At 73.6% G+C, this 20,147-nt stretch carries 24 protein-coding genes; 14 read left to right on the top strand and 10 right to left on the bottom strand.

The genetic code is table 11. The annotated features are described in order from the left end of the window. Positions 1-5: 5 nt before the first annotated feature. Positions 6-206, bottom strand: a complete 201-nt coding sequence (locus OG570_RS41705) for a CDGSH iron-sulfur domain-containing protein (protein ID WP_326954265.1) — start codon at positions 204-206, stop codon at positions 6-8. Between the two features lie 47 nt (positions 207-253). Between OG570_RS41705 and OG570_RS41700 the strand changes: the two genes are divergently transcribed. Next, the gene (locus tag OG570_RS41700; protein WP_326954264.1) at positions 254-1,408 is read left to right on the top strand and encodes a carboxylate-amine ligase; all 1,155 of its coding nucleotides are present in this window, start codon (positions 254-256) and stop codon (positions 1,406-1,408) included. A gap of 34 nt (positions 1,409-1,442) precedes the next feature. On the opposite strand, the gene OG570_RS41695 is transcribed toward OG570_RS41700, so the two are convergent. Further along, positions 1,443-1,709 carry a hypothetical protein gene (locus OG570_RS41695; RefSeq protein ID WP_326954263.1) on the bottom strand — a complete coding sequence of 89 codons (267 nt, stop codon included), beginning with the start codon at positions 1,707-1,709 and terminating at the stop codon, positions 1,443-1,445. A 439-nt stretch (positions 1,710-2,148) separates the two neighbouring features. On the opposite strand from OG570_RS41695, the gene OG570_RS41690 reads away from it, so the two are divergent. After that, positions 2,149-2,652: an STAS domain-containing protein gene (locus OG570_RS41690; protein ID WP_326954262.1), complete on the top strand. Its 504-nt coding sequence runs from the start codon at positions 2,149-2,151 to the stop codon at positions 2,650-2,652. Positions 2,653-2,669: 17 nt separating this feature from the next. Here the strand turns inward: OG570_RS41690 and OG570_RS41685 are convergent, their stop codons facing one another. Both OG570_RS41685 and OG570_RS41680 read right to left on the bottom strand, forming a co-directional pair. Continuing rightward, positions 2,670-2,912 carry a hypothetical protein gene (locus OG570_RS41685; protein ID WP_442788226.1) on the bottom strand — a complete coding sequence of 81 codons (243 nt, stop codon included), beginning with the start codon at positions 2,910-2,912 and terminating at the stop codon, positions 2,670-2,672. A gap of 140 nt (positions 2,913-3,052) precedes the next feature. Further along, positions 3,053-3,385: a hypothetical protein gene (locus OG570_RS41680; RefSeq protein ID WP_326954261.1), complete on the bottom strand. Its 333-nt coding sequence runs from the start codon at positions 3,383-3,385 to the stop codon at positions 3,053-3,055. Positions 3,386-3,783: 398 nt separating this feature from the next. Between OG570_RS41680 and OG570_RS41675 the strand changes: the two genes are divergently transcribed. The 4 genes from OG570_RS41675 to OG570_RS41660 all read left to right on the top strand — a co-directional run bounded on the left by OG570_RS41675 (position 3,784) and on the right by OG570_RS41660 (position 7,006). Then, positions 3,784-4,407: a hypothetical protein gene (locus tag OG570_RS41675; RefSeq protein WP_326948426.1), complete on the top strand. Its 624-nt coding sequence runs from the start codon at positions 3,784-3,786 to the stop codon at positions 4,405-4,407. Between the two features lie 72 nt (positions 4,408-4,479). Next, complete coding sequence (locus OG570_RS41670; protein WP_326954260.1) at positions 4,480-5,205, top strand: GAF and ANTAR domain-containing protein; 726 nt, start codon at positions 4,480-4,482, stop codon at positions 5,203-5,205. 42 nt (positions 5,206-5,247) lie between these two features. After that, the gene (locus OG570_RS41665; protein WP_326948428.1) at positions 5,248-5,994 is read left to right on the top strand and encodes a GAF and ANTAR domain-containing protein; all 747 of its coding nucleotides are present in this window, start codon (positions 5,248-5,250) and stop codon (positions 5,992-5,994) included. 355 nt (positions 5,995-6,349) lie between these two features. Continuing rightward, positions 6,350-7,006: a phosphoribosyltransferase gene (locus tag OG570_RS41660; protein ID WP_326948429.1), complete on the top strand. Its 657-nt coding sequence runs from the start codon at positions 6,350-6,352 to the stop codon at positions 7,004-7,006. Between the two features lie 78 nt (positions 7,007-7,084). Here the strand turns inward: OG570_RS41660 and OG570_RS41655 are convergent, their stop codons facing one another. Beyond that, positions 7,085-7,729, bottom strand: a complete 645-nt coding sequence (locus OG570_RS41655) for a hypothetical protein (protein ID WP_326948430.1) — start codon at positions 7,727-7,729, stop codon at positions 7,085-7,087. Positions 7,730-7,747: 18 nt separating this feature from the next. Here OG570_RS41655 and OG570_RS41650 point away from each other — a divergent pair, with 18 nt between their 5' ends. Then, positions 7,748-7,924, top strand: a complete 177-nt coding sequence (locus OG570_RS41650; RefSeq protein ID WP_326948431.1) for a hypothetical protein — start codon at positions 7,748-7,750, stop codon at positions 7,922-7,924. A 4-nt stretch (positions 7,925-7,928) separates the two neighbouring features. Here OG570_RS41650 and OG570_RS41645 read toward each other — a convergent pair whose 3' ends face one another. The 4 genes from OG570_RS41645 to OG570_RS41630 form a co-directional block, all read right to left on the bottom strand. Beyond that, entirely contained in the window at positions 7,929-8,069 is a 141-nt protein-coding gene (locus OG570_RS41645; RefSeq protein WP_326948432.1) for a hypothetical protein, read from the bottom strand. Further along, entirely contained in the window at positions 8,066-8,566 is a 501-nt protein-coding gene (locus OG570_RS41640; protein ID WP_326954259.1) for a GNAT family N-acetyltransferase, read from the bottom strand. Before OG570_RS41640 ends, OG570_RS41645 begins: the two co-directional genes overlap by 4 nt. A 135-nt stretch (positions 8,567-8,701) precedes the next feature. Further along, on the bottom strand, positions 8,702-9,553 hold the full coding sequence (locus tag OG570_RS41635; protein ID WP_326954258.1) for a slipin family protein: 852 nt from the start codon (positions 9,551-9,553) through the stop codon (positions 8,702-8,704). Between the two features lie 35 nt (positions 9,554-9,588). After that, positions 9,589-10,263 (bottom strand): BON domain-containing protein, encoded by a 675-nt coding sequence (locus OG570_RS41630; RefSeq protein WP_326954257.1) that lies wholly within the window; start codon positions 10,261-10,263, stop codon positions 9,589-9,591. A gap of 91 nt (positions 10,264-10,354) precedes the next feature. Here OG570_RS41630 and OG570_RS41625 point away from each other — a divergent pair, with 91 nt between their 5' ends. Then, entirely contained in the window at positions 10,355-11,035 is a 681-nt protein-coding gene (locus OG570_RS41625) for a response regulator transcription factor (protein WP_326948436.1), read from the top strand. On the opposite strand, the gene OG570_RS41620 is transcribed toward OG570_RS41625, so the two are convergent. Then, entirely contained in the window at positions 10,995-11,894 is a 900-nt protein-coding gene (locus OG570_RS41620; RefSeq protein WP_326948437.1) for a hypothetical protein, read from the bottom strand. The genes OG570_RS41625 and OG570_RS41620 overlap by 41 nt on opposite strands. Before the next feature lie 166 nt (positions 11,895-12,060). Between OG570_RS41620 and OG570_RS41615 the strand changes: the two genes are divergently transcribed. The 6 genes from OG570_RS41615 to OG570_RS41590 all read left to right on the top strand — a co-directional run bounded on the left by OG570_RS41615 (position 12,061) and on the right by OG570_RS41590 (position 20,131). Beyond that, positions 12,061-13,665 (top strand): GAF domain-containing sensor histidine kinase, encoded by a 1,605-nt coding sequence (locus OG570_RS41615; protein WP_326954256.1) that lies wholly within the window; start codon positions 12,061-12,063, stop codon positions 13,663-13,665. Between the two features lie 141 nt (positions 13,666-13,806). After that, positions 13,807-14,205, top strand: a complete 399-nt coding sequence (locus OG570_RS41610; RefSeq protein WP_326954255.1) for an STAS domain-containing protein — start codon at positions 13,807-13,809, stop codon at positions 14,203-14,205. Positions 14,206-14,356: 151 nt separating this feature from the next. Next, positions 14,357-15,721 (top strand): NAD-dependent succinate-semialdehyde dehydrogenase, encoded by a 1,365-nt coding sequence (locus tag OG570_RS41605; RefSeq protein ID WP_326954254.1) that lies wholly within the window; start codon positions 14,357-14,359, stop codon positions 15,719-15,721. 132 nt (positions 15,722-15,853) lie between these two features. Beyond that, the gene (locus tag OG570_RS41600; protein ID WP_326954253.1) at positions 15,854-18,082 is read left to right on the top strand and encodes a glycoside hydrolase family 3 N-terminal domain-containing protein; all 2,229 of its coding nucleotides are present in this window, start codon (positions 15,854-15,856) and stop codon (positions 18,080-18,082) included. Positions 18,083-18,297: 215 nt separating this feature from the next. Next, entirely contained in the window at positions 18,298-18,738 is a 441-nt protein-coding gene (locus OG570_RS41595) for a MarR family winged helix-turn-helix transcriptional regulator (RefSeq protein ID WP_326954252.1), read from the top strand. Further along, the gene (locus tag OG570_RS41590) at positions 18,731-20,131 is read left to right on the top strand and encodes an MFS transporter (RefSeq protein ID WP_326954251.1); all 1,401 of its coding nucleotides are present in this window, start codon (positions 18,731-18,733) and stop codon (positions 20,129-20,131) included. The genes OG570_RS41595 and OG570_RS41590 overlap by 8 nt, the downstream gene beginning before the upstream one ends. Positions 20,132-20,147 lie beyond the last annotated feature (16 nt).

Below are 20,147 nucleotides of genomic sequence, written 5' to 3'. Positions count from 1 at the left end.
CGCCGTCACTTTCCGCGGCTGGGCACCTTGTGCGTCCCGTCGCAGAACGGTTTCACGGCCGAGCGGCCGCACCGGCACAGGGCGACGACGGTGCCGCCGGGGCGCAGGACTTCGCCGTCCTGCGACCGGATTTCGACGTCGCCGCGGACCAGCAGCGGCCCGTCTTCGTAGGGCGTGATGGTCGCCGGGGCGGGTTCGTGGTTCATCGGCGGCGGGTACCCCGGCGCGCCGGGGCCCAACCGGCGGGCGCCCGATGACCGCCCGCGGCCCGGGCACCACGATCGGCGTCGAGGAGGAGTTCCTGTTCGTCGGCACGGGGTCACGGCGTCCCGTGCCGACGGCGGCCGCGGTGCTCGCCCGGCTGGACGGTGACGCCGGCGGGATCAAGCCGGAGCTGTACGAGTCCCAGGTCGAAGCGGTCACCCCGGTGCTGACGAGCCTGGCCGACGCGGCCCGGTCGCTGGTCACGAGCCGCGCGTCGCTCGCGCGCGCGGCGGCGGCGGAAGGGGTGGCCGCGGTCGGCGTCGGCACGCCGGTCCTGGCCGGGCCGCGGCCCGTGCTGTCCACCGGCGACGACCGGTACCGGCTCGTCGCCGGGACCTACCAGGGAGCGTTCGCCGACTACGAGGCCTGCGGCTGTCACGTCCACGTCGGCGTGCCCGGCGGCGACCTGGCCGTCGCGGTGGTCGACCACCTCCGCCCGTGGCTGCCGACGTTGCTGGCGCTGTCCGCGAACTCGCCGTTCCACCACGGCCGCGACACCGGGTACGCGAGCTGGCGGACGATCGACCAGGCCCGGTTCCCCGGCGGCGGGGTGCCGCCGCGCTTCGGTGATTTCGCCGGTTACGAGCGGTGCCTGGACCAGCTCGTCGACTGCGGTGTCCTGGTCGACGAGCGCATGACGTTCTGGGCCGCCCGGCCCTCGCCGCGGTACGCGACGGTCGAGGTCCGGGTCGCCGACGTCGCGGCGTCGCCGGACGGCGCGCTGCTGCAGGCCGCCCTCGTCCGCGGCCTGGTCCGCGCCGCGCTCGACGACCTCTCCCACGGCCGCGAAGCCCCGGAGGTCGACGGCCAGCTCGCCGCCGGCGCCCTGTGGTCGGCCGCCCGCTACGGCATCCACGGGCACGGGATCGACACGATCGGCAGGACGTCCCCAGTGCCCGCCCGCACCCTGCTGGCGGCCCTGCTGCGCCGGGTCCGCCCGGCGCTGGAGGACACCGGGGACGTCCTGGCGGTCGACGCGCTGCTGCCTCCGGTGCTGGCCGGCGGCGCCGCCCGGCAACGCGCGACCGCGGCCGCCGGTGGTCTCACCGCCGTCGTCGACGAGCTGGCGGGCCTGCTGACGGAACCGGTGACCGGCCCGGCGGCGGGGGAGCGGAGCGCGGAGCACGCCCCGGTTACCCGGTGACGGCCGACGCTGTCCACAAGGGACAGTGCGCCGGTCAGCCTGCCGGGCCGGAGACGTCGAGGATGTCCCGCTGTTCGATCCAGCTCACCGCGTACGCGGGCCCGTCGTCGGCGATCACCGGGACGACGATGGTGCCGGCGGGCCGGTACCGGGGCCGGCCGGCGAGGGTTCCGGTGCGGGGCGACGCCGGATCCTTACCCGAGTAGGTGACGCGCCACCGGCCGACGCTGTAGGCGATCTGCCGCCGCGGCCGGTGGCCTGGACCGGTGGCCGCGCTCGTCGGCGGGATTCCTGGTGTCATCGCGTTTTCCTCGCTTTCCGGCGCCACCCACGCGAGCGTGGGGCGACTGCGGAGCCGAGGTCCGGGGCAGTCCGGCAAGTCTAGGCAGCGTTGTTTCACCTGCCGCGAAAGTCCCCCGAACGGGTTACGCGCCGGAAAAGGTTTCCTTCGCCTCCCGATCCGGGGACTTGTGACCCTGGGCGCCGCCGGACCCCGGCACGGACGATGGATCGGGAACGGCGGGCCGTCGAGAGGACACCCCGAACCGATCCGGACCGTGGGTGGTGGCCGTCGGCCACCGCGGTCGACTGTCCTCAAAGGACTCTTCCGCGCCCGGTCGCGGGGTATGATTCAGCCGTACCAGCGCCGGAGCGCCCAGTCCCCGCCTCGCGACGAACCCACCGAACCCACCGAAGGCGGCCGCGGTGAGCACCGGCGCGGCCGGTCAGGAGCTCCGATCGTGAAACTCAACGTCTTCGACTTCCCCCGCCCCCGCCGTCCGCGGCCGGAATCCGCACCGGCGTCGCCGCCGGTCCCCGGAAACCGTGGCCACCGTGACGGACACAGTGTCATCCACGCGGTCTTCACCGCTTCCGGTGGCGGTGAGCCGCCGGTGCCGCGTTACCACAACCTGGCGATCACCGTGGAGCGGTCCGGCTGGACGCTGGTCGTCGCCGTGGCCGGCGACATCGACCTCAGCACCGCGCCCATGCTCCGGCACGCCCTCGACGCGGCCCTCGCCCGGACGCCGCGGCGGGTCGTCGTGGACCTGTCCCTCGTCCGGTTCCTGAACACCACCGGGCTGGAGGTGCTGCTCGACGCGCACCACCGGGCCGGGCCGGCCACCGACCTGCGGCTGGTCTCCACGACCCGCGCGACGTGGCGGCCCCTGGAGCTCACCAGGACGCACGAACGCCTGGTCGTCCACGCGTCCCGGGCCGCGGCGATCGCGGCGCCGCGATAACCGGCGAAGGCGTCCGCTCACCGCCTCCGCGGCTGCGCGGTGTGCGGCCGCCGGCCGAGGAAGTGCGGTGGTTCCGTCGCCTGCGCCGGGACGTCCACCGCGGGGAGGCCGTCGGCGGGGCTGAGGCCGAGGACGGCGAGCAGCAGCCCGCAGTCGGCGGCGTCGTGTGCTTTCGACGCGACCACGCGGGTGGCCCGGCGCCGTTGCCCGTCGTCGAGGCTGAACGGATCCGCGGTCATCGCGTCCGGTGTTCCTGTCATTGCGGGCCCCTTCGGTCGGCCACGTGGGTGCCGGCCGCCGGGGGCCGGGGCGGTGCCGGGCCGCCGGCTGTGCACCGGCACCCGGATCCGCCAATGTAGTCCTCCGCGCGGGCGGGCTGGGCTGGCGAACGGGTGGGAGCTCAGGTCCGGTCCCGGTCGGGCGGACCGGGCGGGCGCGCGTCGAGGATGTCGGTGGCCCGGACCAGGCTGACCGGCGTGTCGGTGGCGCAGCCCTGCGGGCGGACCGGCACCCAGGTGGTGCTGGTGTGCTCGTCGCGGAGGCTGTGCCCGGCGACGGTCCCGAGCCGCTCGTGCCACACCGGTGTCGCGCACGAGGCGGACCGCGCGCGGCCCACGCGGCCGCGGAACCGGTAGCGGACGTGCCAGCCGAGCGGGTAGCCACCGCCGTGACGTGTGGGCCAGGCCAGGTGCCCGCTCCCCGCCGGGTGCGGATCGGTCTGCTCGTCGTCCACCGGTGCCCGCTTTCACTCCCGGTGCGCGAGCGGCGCACCGTCATCGGTCGCCGGGGTCCGGGGCGCGGTTCTTCCCAGCGTAGGGGCGCCGGCGCCGGCGGGGTTCGGCCAGCCGAGTGGTTCGCTGCCCGGGGCTGTCGCCGTCCTGGCCGGCCGTCGCAGGGCGGGCCGGCGGGCTTTTGTTGCCCGGCCGGGCTTTCGGCCGGCCGGCTGCCGGGGTCGGCGGCCGGGTCCGGGACAACGCGGTCCGGTCGCGGCGCGGGCCGCTCGGCCCGTTTCCCGCTGCTCCCGGGGCTATAGTGAGGTCGACGCCCCGGACCCCGGCATCGTGGTTTCCGCGGCGCGGGCCCGCCGGCCCGCGTCCGACCCGGACGGCGAGGCGCACCATGGTGGCACGCGTGGCAGGGGTGGTCCTGCTCGTCCCGGTCTGCGTCCTGGCCGTGATCGGCGCGGCGCACACCTCGGCGGACGCCCTGATCGGCTGGAGCCTGGTGGGTCTCGGCGCCGGGATCCTCGTCGCGGTCGGCGCGCCCCGGTTGCGGCGCGGCCGCCAGATCGGGATGCACGGGCCCGACCTGCCGCTCGGCGTGGCCGCCGCGGCCACGTTCGTCACGGTCTGCCTGGTGATCGCCGGGCTGCTCGCCGCGTTCGGCGGCGGCCTCACGACGGCCGCGCTGCTCCTGTTCGCCGTCTCCGGGCTGTGGGCCGGGAACCACCACCGGCCGCGGGCGCGCGCGACGCCGGTGGCGAACCCGCACGACGTCCTCGCGGCGGTCACGCTCCCCGCGTCGTCGACGCTGGTCGCCGACATGGGCACGGAGGAGCTGTGCGTGGCCTGGCGGCGCAGTTACTACCAGCTGGTCCTGGCCACCGACGAGCCGGCGCGCCGCCTGGTCGTGCAACGGCGGCAGGAGTTCCTCGACGAGATCGAACGCCGTGACGGCCGCGGCTTCCGCCGCTGGCTCGACAGCGGCGCCCGCGCCGGCGGCGATCCCGGCCCCTACCTGACCACCCGGAGCTGACCGTCCTCAGTGGACTCACACACGGAAAGGACGCCATGCCGCACCCGGACGGCGCGCCGCGGGGGGTGCGCGGTGGCTGAGGTCGAGGTGCTGCGCGCCGGGGTGCTGGCCGCGTTGCGGGAGCACGGCAGCGGTTCCGGGGTCGACGTCGTCGGCCGGGTGTGCCGGGCCTGCGTGCGGCTGCTGCCGGTGGACGGCGCCGCCGTGTCGGTGACCGTCGACGCCGGGCACCGGGAAGTCGTCTACGCCAGTGACGCCGTGAGCGCCGCGTTGGCGGAACTGCAGTTCTCCCTCGGCGAGGGGCCGTGTTTCGAGGCGTACGCCGTCGGCGGGCCGGTCCTGGTGCCGGATCTCGCGGCCGGGCTGCCGCCCGCGTGGCCGACGTTCGCCGCCGAGGCCGGCACGCACCCGGTGGCCGCGCTGTTCACCTTCCCGGTGCAGATCGGGGCCGTCCGGGTGGCGACCCTCGACACCTACCGCACGACCCCGGGTTCCCTGCTGCCCGGCGAACTGTCGACGGCCCTGCAGGTCGCCGACGTCGCCGCGCTCGCCTTGTCGGGGCTGCAGGCCGGTGGCGACCGCTGGCTCGACGGGGACGGCCGGTGGATGGCGGGGGCGGGGATGCGCTACCGGGAGGTGCACCAGGCCACCGGCATGCTCATCGCGTACTTCGACCTGTCCGCTTCCGCGGCGCTGGCCCGGCTGCGGTCCTACGCGTTCGGGCACGGCCGGCCCCTGCTCGACGTCGCCGCCGACGTCGTGACCGGGCGGCTGGGATTGGACGGGGAGTTCCGGTGAGGAGCACCCTGGTGACCGCCGGCTTACGAGGAGATGGTGGAGATGCCCGACCGTGAACGGCAGGTGATCCGGGCGTTCGTCGCGCTGGCCGACACGCTGGTCGACGACTACGACGTCGCGGATCTGCTGCACACGATGGTGGTGGAATGCGTGGAGCTGCTCGACATCACGGCCGCGGGGCTGACGCTCGTGGACGAGCGTGGTGGCCTGCAGGTGCTCGCGTCGTCCACCGAGCAGGCGCGCCTGCTCGAACTGTTCCAGCTCAACATCGACGAAGGACCGTGCGTCGACTGCTTCACCGGCAGCGCACCGGTGCTGGTGGCCGACATCGCCGCGCAGGCGGCGCGCTGGCCGCGGTTCGCGGCAGAGGCGGCCCGGGAGGGCTTCGCGTCCGTGCACGCGCTGCCCCTGCGGCTGCGCAAGCAGACGATCGGGGCGCTGAACCTCTTCGGGCCCCGGCCGGGTGAGCTGTCGGCGGACGACGTGGCGCTGGCGCAGGGGATGGCCGACACCGCGACCATCGGCATCCTGCACGAACGCGCCCTGCGCCAGGGCGAGATCCTGTCCGAGCAGCTGCAGACGGCGTTGAACAGCCGGGTGATCATCGAGCAGGCGAAAGGGGTGCTCGCCATCAGCGGGCAGCTGAGCATGGACGCGGCGTTCGCGGCCCTGCGCGGTTACGCCCGCCGCAACAACCGCCGGCTCAGCGACGTCGCCCGGGCTTTGGCCGACCACGACCTCGACCCGCGGCTCGTGCTGGCCCCGGCGAAGGCGGATCATCGTCGCTGATCGGCTCCTCGTCACCGGGCGGCGGCGACGGCGGTTCGAGGAACAGGCCGCCGTACCGCTCGTCCTGGGGTTTGACGAGCGCGCCCGGCCGGACGGGCTCGTCGGGGCTGTGACTGTCCATTGTGGAACCTTCCGGGCCGGTTCGCCGGCCGGGGCTGGGAGCCGAGGACGGCACGGGCTCGACCACTCGCGCACGAGGTGCTCTCGGACGCCACCCACGCTACACGGCACCACCGGTCCTCGCCCCGCGTCGCGGTCCGCCGGGTGCCGAACGCGGCGCGCCCCGGTGACCAACGGCCCTCGTGCGCCGGGGCCCGCCGGGTGATGCTGGGACCAGCCTTCGACGGGAGTGGCCATGCGGTTCCGTGATCGCCGGGAAGCCGGCGAACGACTGGCCCTGCGGCTGCGCCCGCTGCGCGGGCACCCGGCCGTGGTCCTCGGCCTGTCCGCGGGCGGGCTGGTGGTCGGCGGCGAGATCGCCGACGTCCTCGGCGTGCCCCTGGACATCCTGCTGACGCGCCGGATCGAGTACGACGGCCCGCCGGCGACCACGCTCGGCGCGGTCGGCGAGGGCGGCCTGCTCGTCTCGGACCACGAAGCCATCAAACGGTTCGACGTCACCGCCGACGAGCTGACCCGCCTGGCCGGCGGCGCGCGGTCCGAGCTGGCCCGGCAGGTCGCCGTCTACCGCCACACCGTGGCCCCGGCCCCGATCGCCGGCCGCACGGTCGTCCTCGCCGACGACGGCGCCGCCACCGGCACGACCGCCCACACGGCGATCCGCGTCCTGCGCGCCCGCCAGGCCGGCCGCATCGTGCTGGCCGTCCCGGTCGCCCCGGCCCGCGTCCTCGACCGGCTCGCCCGCGAGGTGGACCAGGTGGTCTGCCTCCGGACGCCGACGTGGGTGCACGCGGTGCGCAACAGCTACCGGAAGTTCGGCGCGGTGGCCGAGACGGAGGCGCTGGAACTGCTGCACCGCGAACCGCGGCTGCCGACGGAAGTCCCACGCTGAGTCCACAAGGGACGGTCGGTCCGGGAGGCGCGCCGCGAGCCGTGTCTGCCGAAAGAGGTTCCGCGACAAGTCCATCGGTCAGCCCGGGAGGCGGACCGCGATCTCGTCGCCCAGTTCGGCGCCGTCGTCGAGTTCCAGGTGGTCGCCGCTCCAGAAGCGGCCCGGGTCGTACCAGTTGGGGCGGCGGCCCTTGGGCAGCAGGCCCATCGCCTCGTACGTGACCGCGACGATCTCCGCGCAGTACCCCGACTCGAGGTCGACCTCCCGCGGCTCCCGGCCCTCCCGCTTCCAGGACGGCACCCGGCCGCCCAGCCAGCGGGACGCGAGGCGCGCCGTCGAGGGGAACGGCGTGCCGTCGAGGCGGGCGACCGTGCGCAGGGCCGCGTCCTCCATCTCCGCGGTGACCGGGTGGACGAGCTGGCGCAGCCAGACCCGCTGGTGGTACTTCTCCGCCCACACCTGCACCGCCCGGCTCAGGTCGTGCAGCTGGGCACCCCGCTGGTGCGTGCCCGACCAGACGTCGGGCAGCGACCGGCCCAGCTCCGCGTGCCACATCAGCGGCGGCAGGTCCTCGATCACCACGGCCATGCCGACGTGGTTGACCGGGCTGTTGGTGACCACGCGGATGGTGCGGTCGGCCGCCGACCGCCCGCGGAACAACCACAGGTCGCCGGTGCGTGTCACGGCTACTGCTTCGTCGAGATCCAGCTCGGTGCCCGGCACGGGCAGTAGCCTAGGCCGATGCGCTGGTGGAAGACAGTGGGCCTGGCCGGGCTCGTCGGAGTGGCCGCGACCGGAGTGGTCGTCGCCCGGCAGGAGCGCCGGCGGCGCGCCTACACCCCGGACGAGATCCGCGAACGACTGCACGCACGCCTCGACGGCCCTGAGGCCACTCCGGAGGCCCCCAAGACCGACTGACGGGCTACGCGTCGGCCGGCTCCTCCTTGGCGGGGATCCGGCCGCCTTCGACTTCCCAGCGCTGCACGGCCGCGACGTCGGACGGTGACGTCTCGGCGGTGTCGTCGTCGCGGTGCGCCGCGGCCACCGGCGGGCCCGGCTTCACGCCGGGGCTCCCGGCCGTGAAGCGTCGGCGCCGGGCCGGCACGGGATGCCCAGGGCCGCGAAGACGCCGAGCAGCTTCGCGTTCTCCGCGCCGACGTCGACGACGAGGGCGCGGACGCCTTCGTGCTCCGCCGCGACGACGAGCTGTTCGAGCAGCAGGGTCGCCACCCCGAGCGCCCGCGCGCCGCCGTCGACGACCAGGACGACCGCCGCCTCGGCGGAGTCGGCCAGGATGTCGTAGCGGGCGACGCCGGCCAGCCGGGAGTGCAGGAAGCAGCCCATCGCGGTGTGCCCGACCCCGGCGTTGCGGGACAGTTGCGCCGCGAGGTCGGTCAGCCCGGTCTCGCCGAGACCGAAGAACCGGAGGTGCCGGTCGCGGTCGGCGAGCCGGGCCCGCAGCGCGAGGACGGCCGCGGTGTCGGCGGCTTCCAGCTTGCGCACCCAGGCGATCTCGCCGTCGGGGAGCAGGGCGCGCGCCGGTGGGGTCGCGGTGGTCATGGCGTCTCCTCTCGGGCCGGCCCGAGGTACCGCTCGGCTTCCCGGCCCTGTGTGCGGATCGGTCGGAATGGCCCGGGTCCACAGTGCCCTGTCCTTTTCGCACAGAACACTGCGGAGTCCGGGGGCCGGCCGCGATCAGTTCCCGTCGGCCCGTGCGCCGTTCACGGCGGCCGGGGGCGGCACGATCGCGGCGGTGACGGCCGGGTTCGGCCGGCTCGCGGCGGCGGTTTCGCGGGCCAGGAAGGCCCCGAGCTCACCGATGGTGCTCATCAGCGGAGCGGGGAAGACGACGGTCGTGTTCTTGTCCACGCCGATCTCCACCAGGCTCTGCAGGTTGCGCAGCTGCAGCGCGAGCGGGTGCGCCATCATCGTGTCCGACGCCTCGCCGAGGGCCGCCGCGGCCTGGGACTCGCCTTCGGCGCTGATGATCTTGGCGCGCTTCTCGCGTTCCGCTTCGGCCTGCCGGGCCATGGCCCGTTTCATCGTGTCCGGCAGCTGGATGTCCTTCAGCTCCACCAAAGTCACCTCCACGCCCCAGTCGAGCGTGGTGACGTCCAGGATGCTCCGGATGTCGACGTTGATGCTGTCGGTCTCGGACAGGGTCTCGTCCAGCGTGTGCCGGCCGACGACCTTCCGCAGCGTCGTCTGGGCGATCTGGTCGATCGCGGCGTAGACGTTCTCGATCGCGACGACGGACTTCACCGCGTCCCGCACCCGGAAGTAGGCGACGGCGGACACGTCCACGCTCACGTTGTCCCGCGTGATGATGCCCTGGGACTGGATCGGCATGGTGATGATCCGCAACGGCACGCGACGCAGGACGTCGATGACCGGGATGATCAGCCGCAGCCCCGGTTCGCGCACGCCCAGCACCCGGCCGAGCCGGAACAGGACGCCCTGTTCGTACTGCTTGACGATCCGCACCGAGGAGGCCAGCAGTATCAGCACGACGATGACGACGATGACGGCGATCACGAGAACGTTCATGGTGCTCCAGAGTCGACTGCTGTGCGGCGGGTGGTTCAGCCCGAGAGCTTCACCTGGTTGTCGACCGACGTGACGCCGGGGGCGAACCAGGCGGTCTGCTCGGCCGACCGGCGTTCGGCGGGGGTGAGCACCTCGCCGGTCAGGGTGACCTGGCCGTCGTCGATGCCGACCTCGACGTGCTGCGCGAAGCCCGGCGCGTGCCGGGCCAGCGCCGCGGTGATCTTCAGCTTGATGTCGGCCGGCGAGATCGACGTCGACGCCTTCAGGGTGATCAGGTTCCGCACCCCGCTGATCCCGGGGAGCGAGGAGACCGCGCGGCGGGCGGCTTCACGCTGGTACTGCCAGTCGACCGAGCCGCGCAGGGTGATGACCTGGTCGCGCACCTCGACCTGCACCGAGTCCTTCGGCACGACGACGGTGCGGCGATCGAACACGATCATGGCCTCCCGGGCGAGGTCCGCGTCCTCCGGGATGTCCGTGCCGTGGCGCACCAGGATCTTGTCCGCGGTCGTGGTCACGCCGTGGACGCGGGTGGCCGCGCGCAGGGCCTCTTCCTTCTCCGGGTACGTGCCGACGTGTCCCGAGAGGGTCGCGACGCCGTCGGTGACGGCCACGCCGATCTCTTCGGCGTTGACGCTGGGGGTCCAGGCGAGCTCATCGGTCACCGCGGTCTTGAGCTGGTGATCAGGCCGGTACTGGATCTGTGTCATAGCTCCAGCGTTTCCCCCGCGCGGCGCGCGGCCTAGAGTCGCGGGACCCTTTCTTCCGGGGTCGTTCGGCGCGCGGGCGTAGCCTGGGGCGGTGGATGACCGCACTCGGCACGACCGGCCCGTCATCACCGTCTTCCTGGTCGACGACCACGAGCTCGTGCGGCGCGGCGTCGCCGAGCTCGTCGACGACGAACCGGACCTCACCGTCGTCGGGCAAGCTTCTTCCGTCGCCGAAGCACTGGCCAGGATCCCCGCGCTGCGCCCGGACGTGGCGGTGCTCGACGTCCGGCTGCCCGACGGCAACGGCGTCGAGCTCTGCCGGGACCTGCGCACGGCGCTGCCCGGCCTGCGGTGCCTGATGCTGACTTCCTTCACCGACGCGGATTCCATGGTCGACGCGGTCCTCGCCGGGGCCGAGGGGTACGTGATCAAGGACGTGAAGGGGCTGCAGCTGGTCGACGCCATCCGCCGGGTCGGGTCGGGCGAGACGCTGCTGGACGGCCGGGCGGTCGCCGCGCTCGTCGCCGAACTGCGGGCCACGACCGGGAAACCGGGCCCGCTGGCCGGGTTGAGCGAGCAGGAGCTCGTCCTGCTGGACCTGCTCGGGGAGAGCCTGACCAACCGGCAGATCGCCGAGCGGATGTTCCTGGCGGAGAAGACCGTCAAGAACTACGTGTCCCGGCTGCTGGCGAAACTGGGGCTGGAGCGGCGGTCCCAGGCCGCGGTGCTCGTCACCGGGCTCCACGGCGGGCAGCGCCGTCCGGGCGGCTAGCGGCGAACGGGTGCTCGTCGCTGATCACGACGTCTTCGAGCAGCGCCTGCGCGGACACCGGCACGGCGGTGCCGTGGCCGAGGCGCAGCATGATCTGGGGCCAGAGCCCGCCGCCGATCAGCTGCCGCAGTTCGCGCCGGGTCGCCGGCGCCGCCATCGGCTGGGAGGAGAGCGACGCCGAGATCCCGGCGGCGGTGGCCGTCAGCAGCACCCGCTGCATGGCCTGGCCGGCCTGGAGCCGGGCGAGCGCGGTGTCGTGCAGCGAGCCGATGACCACGACCAGCCGCTCGGGTTCGACGTCGAGGTCCGTGCCGCTGCCGGGCCCGGGTGCCGCCGGCGGGAGCTCCGAGCGGCGCATGATCTCGCGCAGCTGCGGCACCTGGTCGGCGGTGACGGTGGCCAGCCACGCGCGTTCCATCTCGGCGCCGCGGCGCAGCTGCCGCTGCACCGATGACGGCACGACGGCGGCGGTGAACGGACGGCGGTTGCTGTGCCGGTCGGCGATGGCCGTCACGAGCTCCTCGTCGTGCGGGGAGATCGTCTCGTACCCGTGCGGCCGCACGATGGCGAGCAGCTCGGGCCGGCCGGCGGTGGGGAACAGCCGCACGTCGGCGTGGCTGCCCTGCGCCTTGATCGCCAGCCGGAGGTTCAGCAGGGCCGCGCCGCAGTCCAGGAGCCGTTCGCGCTGGTCGCTGTCGTTGCCGGTGAGCGGGTTCGCGTACAGCTCGATGGAGTCCGGGGTGCACTGGAACCGCCAGGGCCGGGAGTTCCGCAGCGGCGGGGGAGCCGTCGCCGAGAGCAGGACGGATCGCACCTGGCTGGCGCTGAGGTGCCCGACGGGCATGACACCGGTCTTCATGGACGGCTCCGAACTGTGGGTACCCGGGATGACGCTTCCCGCACACCGTCCGCCACGGCCGGGGGCGGGCCAAGTGCCGAACGGCCTCCGGCGGCCGGGCGAAGGTCGTCGGTTGCGGTTCGGCCGGATCCCGTCGCGGCCCCGGTGGCTGTGCGAGGGTGGGGGCATGCCCGAACGAAGTGTGTCGGGCCGGGACCGGATGGCCGCGCTGCCGGCGGCCGTCCTCGCGTTCTCCGCCGGGCTGGAGCTCGAGACCACGCTGCGCCGGATCGTGGCGGCCGCGGCCGGGCTGGTCGACGCCCGGTACGGCGCCCTCGCCCTGCTCGACGAGGACGGCCGGACGACCGGGTTCGCCGTCACCGGCGTCGACGACGCCACCCGCGACCGGATCGGCCCGCCGCCCGCCGGCCACGGGCTGCTCGGCGCGCTCGTGGCGGGCCGGGATCCGGTGCGCCGGGCCGACCTGGGCACCGCCGGGTTCCCGCCGGGGCACCCGGCGATGCGGACCTTCCTCGGCGTCCCCCTCCTCGTCCGCGGCGAGGTGCTCGGCCGGCTGTACCTGAGCGGCGAGCGGCCGTTCACCGCCGACGACGAACGGGCGATCGTGGCGCTCGCGGCGGCGGCCGGGATCGCCGTCGACAACGCGCGGCTCCACGAGCAGACCCGCAGCCGGCAGCGGTGGCTGGAGGCCACCGGGGAGATCGCCGCCGAGCTGCTGGGCGGCACCGACGTCCACGAGGTGCTGCGCCTGATCGCGAGCCGGGCGGTCGAGCTCACCGGCGCCGACGACGCGCTCATCGCGCTGCCCGCCGACGTCGGCGGCGCCCTGGTCGTCACGGTGTGCGCCGGCCCGGACGCCGACGCCCTGACCGGCCGCCGGATCCCGCTCGACGGGTCGACGTCCGGCGCGGTGCTGGCCGACCACGTGCCGCGCAGCGTGCCGAGCCTGGCGTTCGACCTGGCCGACGGCCTGGGCGTCGACCTCGGGCCGGCGCTGGCGGTGCGGCTGCGGTCGGGGGAGTCCACCGCCGGGGTGCTCCTGGCGATCCGCGCGCCCGGGGCGGCGACGTTCGACGAGCACGAGCTCCAGATCGTCTCCGCCTTCGCCGACCAGGCCGCCCTCGCCCTGCGCGACGCCGAGAGCCAGGCCGCCCGCCGCGAGCTCGACGTCGTCGTCGACCGCGACCGGATCGCCCGCGACCTGCACGACCAGGTCATCCAGCGGCTGTTCGCGGTCGGCCTCGGCATCGAGGGCACCCGCCGCCGCACGGACTCGCCCGCGGTCGTCGTCCGGCTCACCCAGCACATCGACCAGCTCCAGGACGTCATCGAGGAGATCCGCGGCGCGATCTTCGACCTGCACGCCGAACCGGGCGCCGTGCGCGGCCTGCGGGCGCGGCTGCAGGACGCCATCACCGACACGACGGCCGACTCCGCGATCCGCACCACCGTGCGGTTGTCGGGCGCGTTCGACCGGGTGCCCGCGGCCTTGGCCGAGCACGCGGAAGCCGTCGTCCGCGAAGCCGTCAGCAACGTCCTGCGGCACGCGCGCGCCGCCGAGCTGACGATCACCGTGTCCCTGGACGGCGACCTGGTCGTCGAGGTCTCGGACACCGGGATCGGGATGCCGGAAGCCGTGGCGCGCAGCGGGTTGCGCAACCTCGGGCAGCGCGCGGCGGAAGCGGGCGGGTCCTTCCGGGTGGAACGCCCGGCCGAGGGCGGCACCCGGGTCGTGTGGGCGGTGCCGCTGCCCGGCGTTCGTGATGCTTGAAGTTCACCCGATCCGGGTACATCCCGAGTGTCCACGGTTCAGCCGAGTAGCCGTTGTCCCATTCGCCGGTGCCCCCGCACCGGCCTCGCGGCGACGGCTCGGTCCGCGGAGTCGCCGTCCGCCACGGAGGTGACAGCCATCATGCGCGATCCCCTGGACCGCTTCCACCGCAGCACTTCGACGCTCACCGTGACCACCACCCACGACTCGACGGTCGTGGCCGCGACCGGTGATCTCGACGGCGGCGTCGCCGAGCACCTGCTCGGCCGCCTCGCCGACGAGGTCGCCCTGCGGCCGCAGGCGCTGGTCATCGACCTGAGCCGGGTCGCCTTCTGCTCGGCCCGCGTCCTGCGCGTGCTGCTCACGACCTCGGCCGACGCGCACGCGGCGGGCATCCCGTGCGTGCTCGTCAGCGACCAGCGCGCGGTCCTGCGCCCGATCGCCGTGCTCGGGCTGGACCACCTCCTGCAGGTGCAGCACAGCCTCGCCGCCGCCCGGGAGTGGCTGGCGGTGCTGGGCACCGCCGGCGTCACCGGGTAGCGCCGGTCAGGCCGCCGGGTACTGCCGTTCGCGGAGCAGGTGCGCGAGGTGGATGCCACGCCGGATGACCGGCGTTTCCCGTGCTCCTCGCGCGGGTACGCGAAGCTCGACGATCTTCCGTAGAACGATTTCGACGAGCGAGGAGTGCACTGTGGCCATCGCGACGGTCAACCCGGCGACGGGCGAGCGGGTCCGGGAGTTCGACGCGCTCACCGAGGAGCAGCTGGACGGCAAGCTGGCACTCGCCGCGGAGGCCTTCCGCGCCTACCGGAAGACGTCGTTCGGCGATCGCGCCGCGCTGCTGCGCCGGGCCGCGGACATCCTCGAGGCCGAGGCGGACGAGCTGGGCCGCCTCGCGACGCTCGAGATGGGGAAGACCCACGCCGCCGCCGTCGCCGAGGTGCAGAAGTCGGCGAAGGGCTGTCGCTGGTACGCCGACCACGGCGCGGAGATGCTCGCCGACGAAGCCTGGCCGGTCGAGGGCGCGAAGGTCTTCACCCGGTACGAGCCGCTCGGGCCGGTGCTCGCCGTGATGCCGTGGAACTTCCCGTACTGGCAAGTCTTCCGGTTCGCCGCGCCGGCGCTGATGGCGGGCAACGTGGGCCTGCTCAAGCACGCGTCGAACGTCCCGCAGTGCGCGTTGGCGATCGAAGACGTCCTGCGCCGCGCCGGTTTCCCCGAGGGCGTGTTCCAGACGCTGCTCGTGCCGTCCTCGGCGATCGAGGCCGTGATCGGCGACGAGCGCGTCCGCGCGGTGACGCTGACCGGCAGCGAGCCGGCGGGCCGTGAGGTCGGGGCCGCCGCGGGCCGCAACGTCAAGGCGAGCGTGCTCGAACTGGGCGGTGCCGACGCCTTCATCGTGATGCCCTCGGCGGACCTGGACAAAGCCGTCGAAGCCGGCGTCGGCTCGCGGACGCTGAACAACGGCCAGTCCTGCGTCAACGCCAAGCGGTTCATCGTCCACGAGGACGTCGCCGAGGAGTTCACCCGGAAGTTCACCGAGAAGATGGCGGCGCTGACGGTCGGCGACCCGATGAAGGACGACACCGACCTCGGCCCGCTGTCCTCGGCCGACGCCGTCGAAACGATCCACCGGCAGGTGAGCGACACCGTCCAGGCCGGCGCCCGGCTGCTCACCGGCGGGAAACCCCTGGACGGCCCGGGCCACTACTACCCGCCGACCGTGCTGGCCGACATCCCGGACGGCTCGCCGGGCCACCACGAGGAGTTCTTCGGCCCGGTGGCGCTGATCTGGCGGGTCCGCGACGTCGACGACGCCATCCGCGTCGCCAACGACTCGCCGTTCGGCCTCGGCGGCAGCGCGTGGACGGCGGACCCGGGGGAGCAGGAGCGGTTCGTGACCGAGGTCGAGACCGGGATGATGTACCTCAACGAGTTCACCCAGTCCACGCCGGAAGTCCCGTTCGGCGGCGCCAAGAACTCCGGGTACGGCCGGGAGCTCGCGTCGTTCGGGCCGCGGACGTTCGTCAACGCCAAGACGGTCTGGATCGCCTGACCCGCGGTCGCGGTGACCGGCCGAATTGACGGGCCCCGGCGGGCGGGAACGTGTCTATCCTGATTGGCCGGTTTCGCTCGCGAAAGGGTCCCCGCCATGGAACAGACCGATCGTCCGACCACGACAGACGGAGTGAACCGGCGCAGCCTGCTCGCCGGGGTCGGCGGCCTCCTCGCCGCCAGTGGTGTCGCGTCGAGCAGCCTGCTCGCGCCACCCGCCGCCGCCGATCCCGTGGCCGCCAGGCCGGAACGCAACGACCGGGTCGAGGGCCTGCTCAAGAAGATGACCCTCGCCGAGAAGCTCGGCCAGCTGCAGCTGCTCGGCAACGAGACCGACGCGCGCACGGCGCTGGCGACCGGGCAGCTCGGCGGGGTCTTCTCGGTGGTCGGCGCGGCGAAGCTCAACGCGCTGCAGCACATCGCCGTCGAGCAGACGCGGCTGCGCATCCCGCTGATCTTCGGCCTGGACGTCATCCACGGGTACACCACGAACTTCCCGATCCCGCTGGCCCAGGGTTCGAGCTTCGACCCCGCCGTGGCGGGCGCCGACGCGTCGGTGTCGGCGAAGGAGGCCCGGCGCAGCGGCATCCACTGGACGTACGCGCCGATGATGGACGTCACGCACGAGCCGCGCTGGGGCCGCATCGCCGAGGGGTACGGCGAAGACCCTTACCTGGCCACGAAACTCGCCGTCTCGAAGGTCCGCGGCTACCAGGGTGACGACTACTCGTCGCCGGACCGCCTCGCCGCCTGCGCCAAGCACTTCGTCGCCTACGGCGGGGCGGAAGGCGGGCGCGACTACAACACCGTCGACGTCTCGCTGCAGCGGCTGCACAACTTCTACCTCCCGCCGTTCAAGGCGTCCGTCGAAGCCGGCGTGGCGACGGTGATGGCCAGCTTCAACACCATCAGCGGCGTCCCCGCGCACGGCAACGGTTACGTCCTGCACGACGTCCTCAAGAGCGCCTACGGCTTCCGCGGGTTCGTCGTCAGCGACTACACCGGCGTCCAGGAGCTGATCCTGCACGGGCTCGCCGGGGACGGCGCCGACGCCGCGGCGGCCGCGCTGCCGGCCGGTGTCGACATGGAGATGGTCAGCACGAACTACGTGCAGTACGGCCAGCAATTGCTGGCGCAGCGGCGGATCACGCGCGACCAGATCGACGACGCCGTCCGCCGGATCCTGCTGGTCAAGGTCAAGCTGGGGCTGTTCGAACGGCCGTACGCCGACGAGGCCGTCGAGGTCAAGGCGCCGTCGCCGGCCGCGCTCGCGGCGTCACGGCAGGCGGCCGGGCGGTGCATGGTGCTGCTCAAGAACGACGGCCCGGTGCTGCCGCTGGCGAAGTCGGTCGGCTCGGTCGCCGTCGTCGGCCCGCTGGGCAATGCGACCTACGACCTCAACGGGACCTGGTCGGGCCTCGGCACCGGCGCGGCCACGACACCGCCGGTGACCGTGGTCGACGGCATCAAGGCCGCGGCACCCGGGGCGGCGGTGACGTTCACCGCCGGCTGCGCCGTCGAAGGGACCGACACCAGCGGGTTCGCCGCCGCGCAGCAGGCGGCCCGCGCGGCCGACGTCACCGTCGTGGTCGTCGGCGAGACGGCCGCGATGAGCGGTGAAGCGGCCGCGCGCAGCAACATCGACCTGCCGGGCGTCCAGCAGCAGCTGGTGGCCGCGATCAAGGACACCGGGAAGCCGTTCGTGGTGGTGCTGGTCAACGGCCGGCCGCTGACGATCCCGTACCTGCACGACAACGCGCCCGCCATCCTCGAGGCGTGGGCGCCGGGCGTGCAGGGCGGCAACGCGGTCGCGGACGTCCTGTTCGGCACCGTGAACCCGGGCGGCAAGCTGCCGGTGAGCTTCCCGCGCGCGGTCGGGCAGATCCCGATCTACTACAACCACGAGAACACCGGCCGCCCGGCGGACCCGGCGAACAAGTACACGTCCAAGTACCTCGACCTGGAGTCCGGCCCGCTCTACGAGTTCGGTTTCGGCCTGTCGTACACGACGTTCCGCGTCGATGGCCTGCGCCTGTCGGACACCTGGCTGCCGGCCCGCGGCGGCCGGATCCAGGTGAGCGCCAAGGTGACCAACACGGGCGGCCGCGCGGGCGACGAGGTCGTCCAGCTGTACGTGCGCGACCCGGTCGCCTCGATCGTCCAGCCGGTCCGCCGGCTGCGCGGCTTCCAGCGGGTGACCCTGGCCGCGGGCGCGTCGACGACGGTCTCGTTCACCCTCACCCCCGAAGACGTCGGCTTCTACGACAACGCGGCGAAGTTCCGGGTGGAGCCGGGCAAGATCGAGGTCTACGTAGGCACCAGCTCGGCCGCCACCCTGACGTCGAGCTTCACGGTGGTGTGACCCGTAACTCGCGTGATGGGGGCCGGAACTCACGAGTTCCGGCCCCCATCACGTCGGATCCGGTCCTGATCACGCGAGTTCCGTCTCCGATCACGCGAATCACGTCTCCGATCACGTGAGGGACGGGTTCGGTCCGCCGGTGTGACCGACAAGACATACAGGTAACTGTACAGCCTGACTGTACATTTCCCGCCGTCGCGGTTACGGTGACGGGCATGGGTGATCAACTGTCTCCGTCGGCCGTCGAGGCGTCACAGCGGATCCGCGCCGTCATCCGGCGGCTGCGGCGGGGCATCGCCGGCGCCTCGGATCCCGGTGATGTCACGCTGTCGCAGGCCACGGTGCTGACCAGGCTGGCCGACAGCGACGGCCGCACCACCAGCGACCTCGCCGCGGCGGACGGGGTGCGGCACCAGTCGATGACCTCGACGGTCGCCGCGCTGCTCGACCTCGGCCTCGTCAAGCGGCGGCCGGATCCCCGGGACGGCCGCCGCCTGCTGGTCACCGTCACGGCCAAGGGGCGCCGGCACGTCGAGGCGGGCCGGCAGGCTCGTGGCGAGTGGCTCGCCGCGCGGCTGCAGGAGGAGTGCACGGAGGGGGAACGGCAGACCGTCCTGGCCGCGATGGCCGTGCTGGATCGGCTCGTCCATGAGTGACCGGACCGTGGACGACCGGACCACAGACGACCGGACCACGGAAGCCGCGAAGACCGGCTTCGACCGCGGGCTGATCCCGCCGATGCTGCTGGGGTCGATCCTGAACCCCGTCAACTCCACGATCATGGCCGTCGCGCTCGTCCCGATCGGCGCGGCGCTCGGCGCCCCGCCCTCGCAGACCGCGTGGCTCGTCTCGGCCCTGTACCTGGCCACGGCGCTCGGCCAGCCGATCGTGGGCCGGCTGATCGACATCTTCGGCCCGCGCAAGCTCTTCCTGATCAGCACGAGCCTGGTCGGCGTCGCGGGCGTCGTCGGGACCGTGGCCCCGGGCCTCGGCGTGCTGATCGCGGCGCGGGTGCTGCTCGGCTTCGGCACGTGCGCCGGCTACCCGGCCGCGATGGCGTTGCTGCGCAGCGAAGCCGAGCGCACCGGGGAGGACAACCCGGCCGGCGTGCTGACGGCGCTGGCCGTGGCCAACCAGACCATCGCCGTCATCGGCCCGCTGCTGGGCGGCCTGCTGATCGGCCTCGGCGGCTGGCGCGCCACCTTCGCGCTCAACGTGCCACTGGCCGCGGCGGCGGTCGTGCTGGGCCTGCTGCGGCTGCCCCGCGCGCGGGAGACGTCCACCCGGGAACGCTGGACCGCCCGGCTCGACCTGCCGGGCATGGGCCTGTTCGCCGTGATGCTGGTGGCGCTGCTGTTGTTCCTGATGAACCTGCGGCCGAGCAGCTGGTACCTGCTGGCGCTCGCCGTCGCGGCCGGTGCCGCCTTCGCCGTGCGGGAGCTGCGGGCCGCGATCCCGTTCATCGACCTGCGGGTGCTGGGCGGCAACGCGCCGCTGCTGGCGACCTACGGGCGCGCGCTGGTCGCCTACATCGTCTCCTACGCCTTCCTCTACGGCTTCACGCAGTGGACGGAGGAGGGCTTCGGGCTCTCGCCGTTCTACGCCGGGCTGGTGCAGATCCCGATGTTCCTGGTGGCGATCGTCATTTCGATCACCACCGGCCGGCGCCGGGGCGTGCGGGGCAAGCTCCTGGTCGGCGCGCTGGCGCAGATCGCGGCCTGTGTGCTGATGCTGGTGCTCACCGGCGACAGTCCACTGTGGATGCTGCTGCTGATCGCCGTGGTCTTCGGCGTCCCGCAGGGCGCGGTCAGCCTGGCGCTGCAGAACTCCGTGTACCACCAGGCCGATCCCGAGCGCACCGGCTCGTCGGCCGGGCTGCTGCGCACCTTCGCCTACGTCGGTTCGATGGTCGCCTCCGCCACGACGGCGGTGGCCTTCGGCCCGCACGCGAGTACCGCGGGCATGCACACCCTGGCCTGGGTGATGCTCGCCGCCGGCGTCCTGTTCCTGCTGCTCACGGTCGCCGACCGCAGCCTGCGCCACGTCTGATTCCCTTTGTACGGCA

It is taken from the genome of Amycolatopsis sp. NBC_01286, assembly GCF_035982555.1.
In the GTDB taxonomy this organism is placed as follows: Bacteria; Actinomycetota; Actinomycetes; order Mycobacteriales; family Pseudonocardiaceae; genus Amycolatopsis.
The sequence above is the reverse complement of the archived record's forward strand: the minus strand, read 5'-3'. Positions and strand labels throughout refer to the sequence as shown.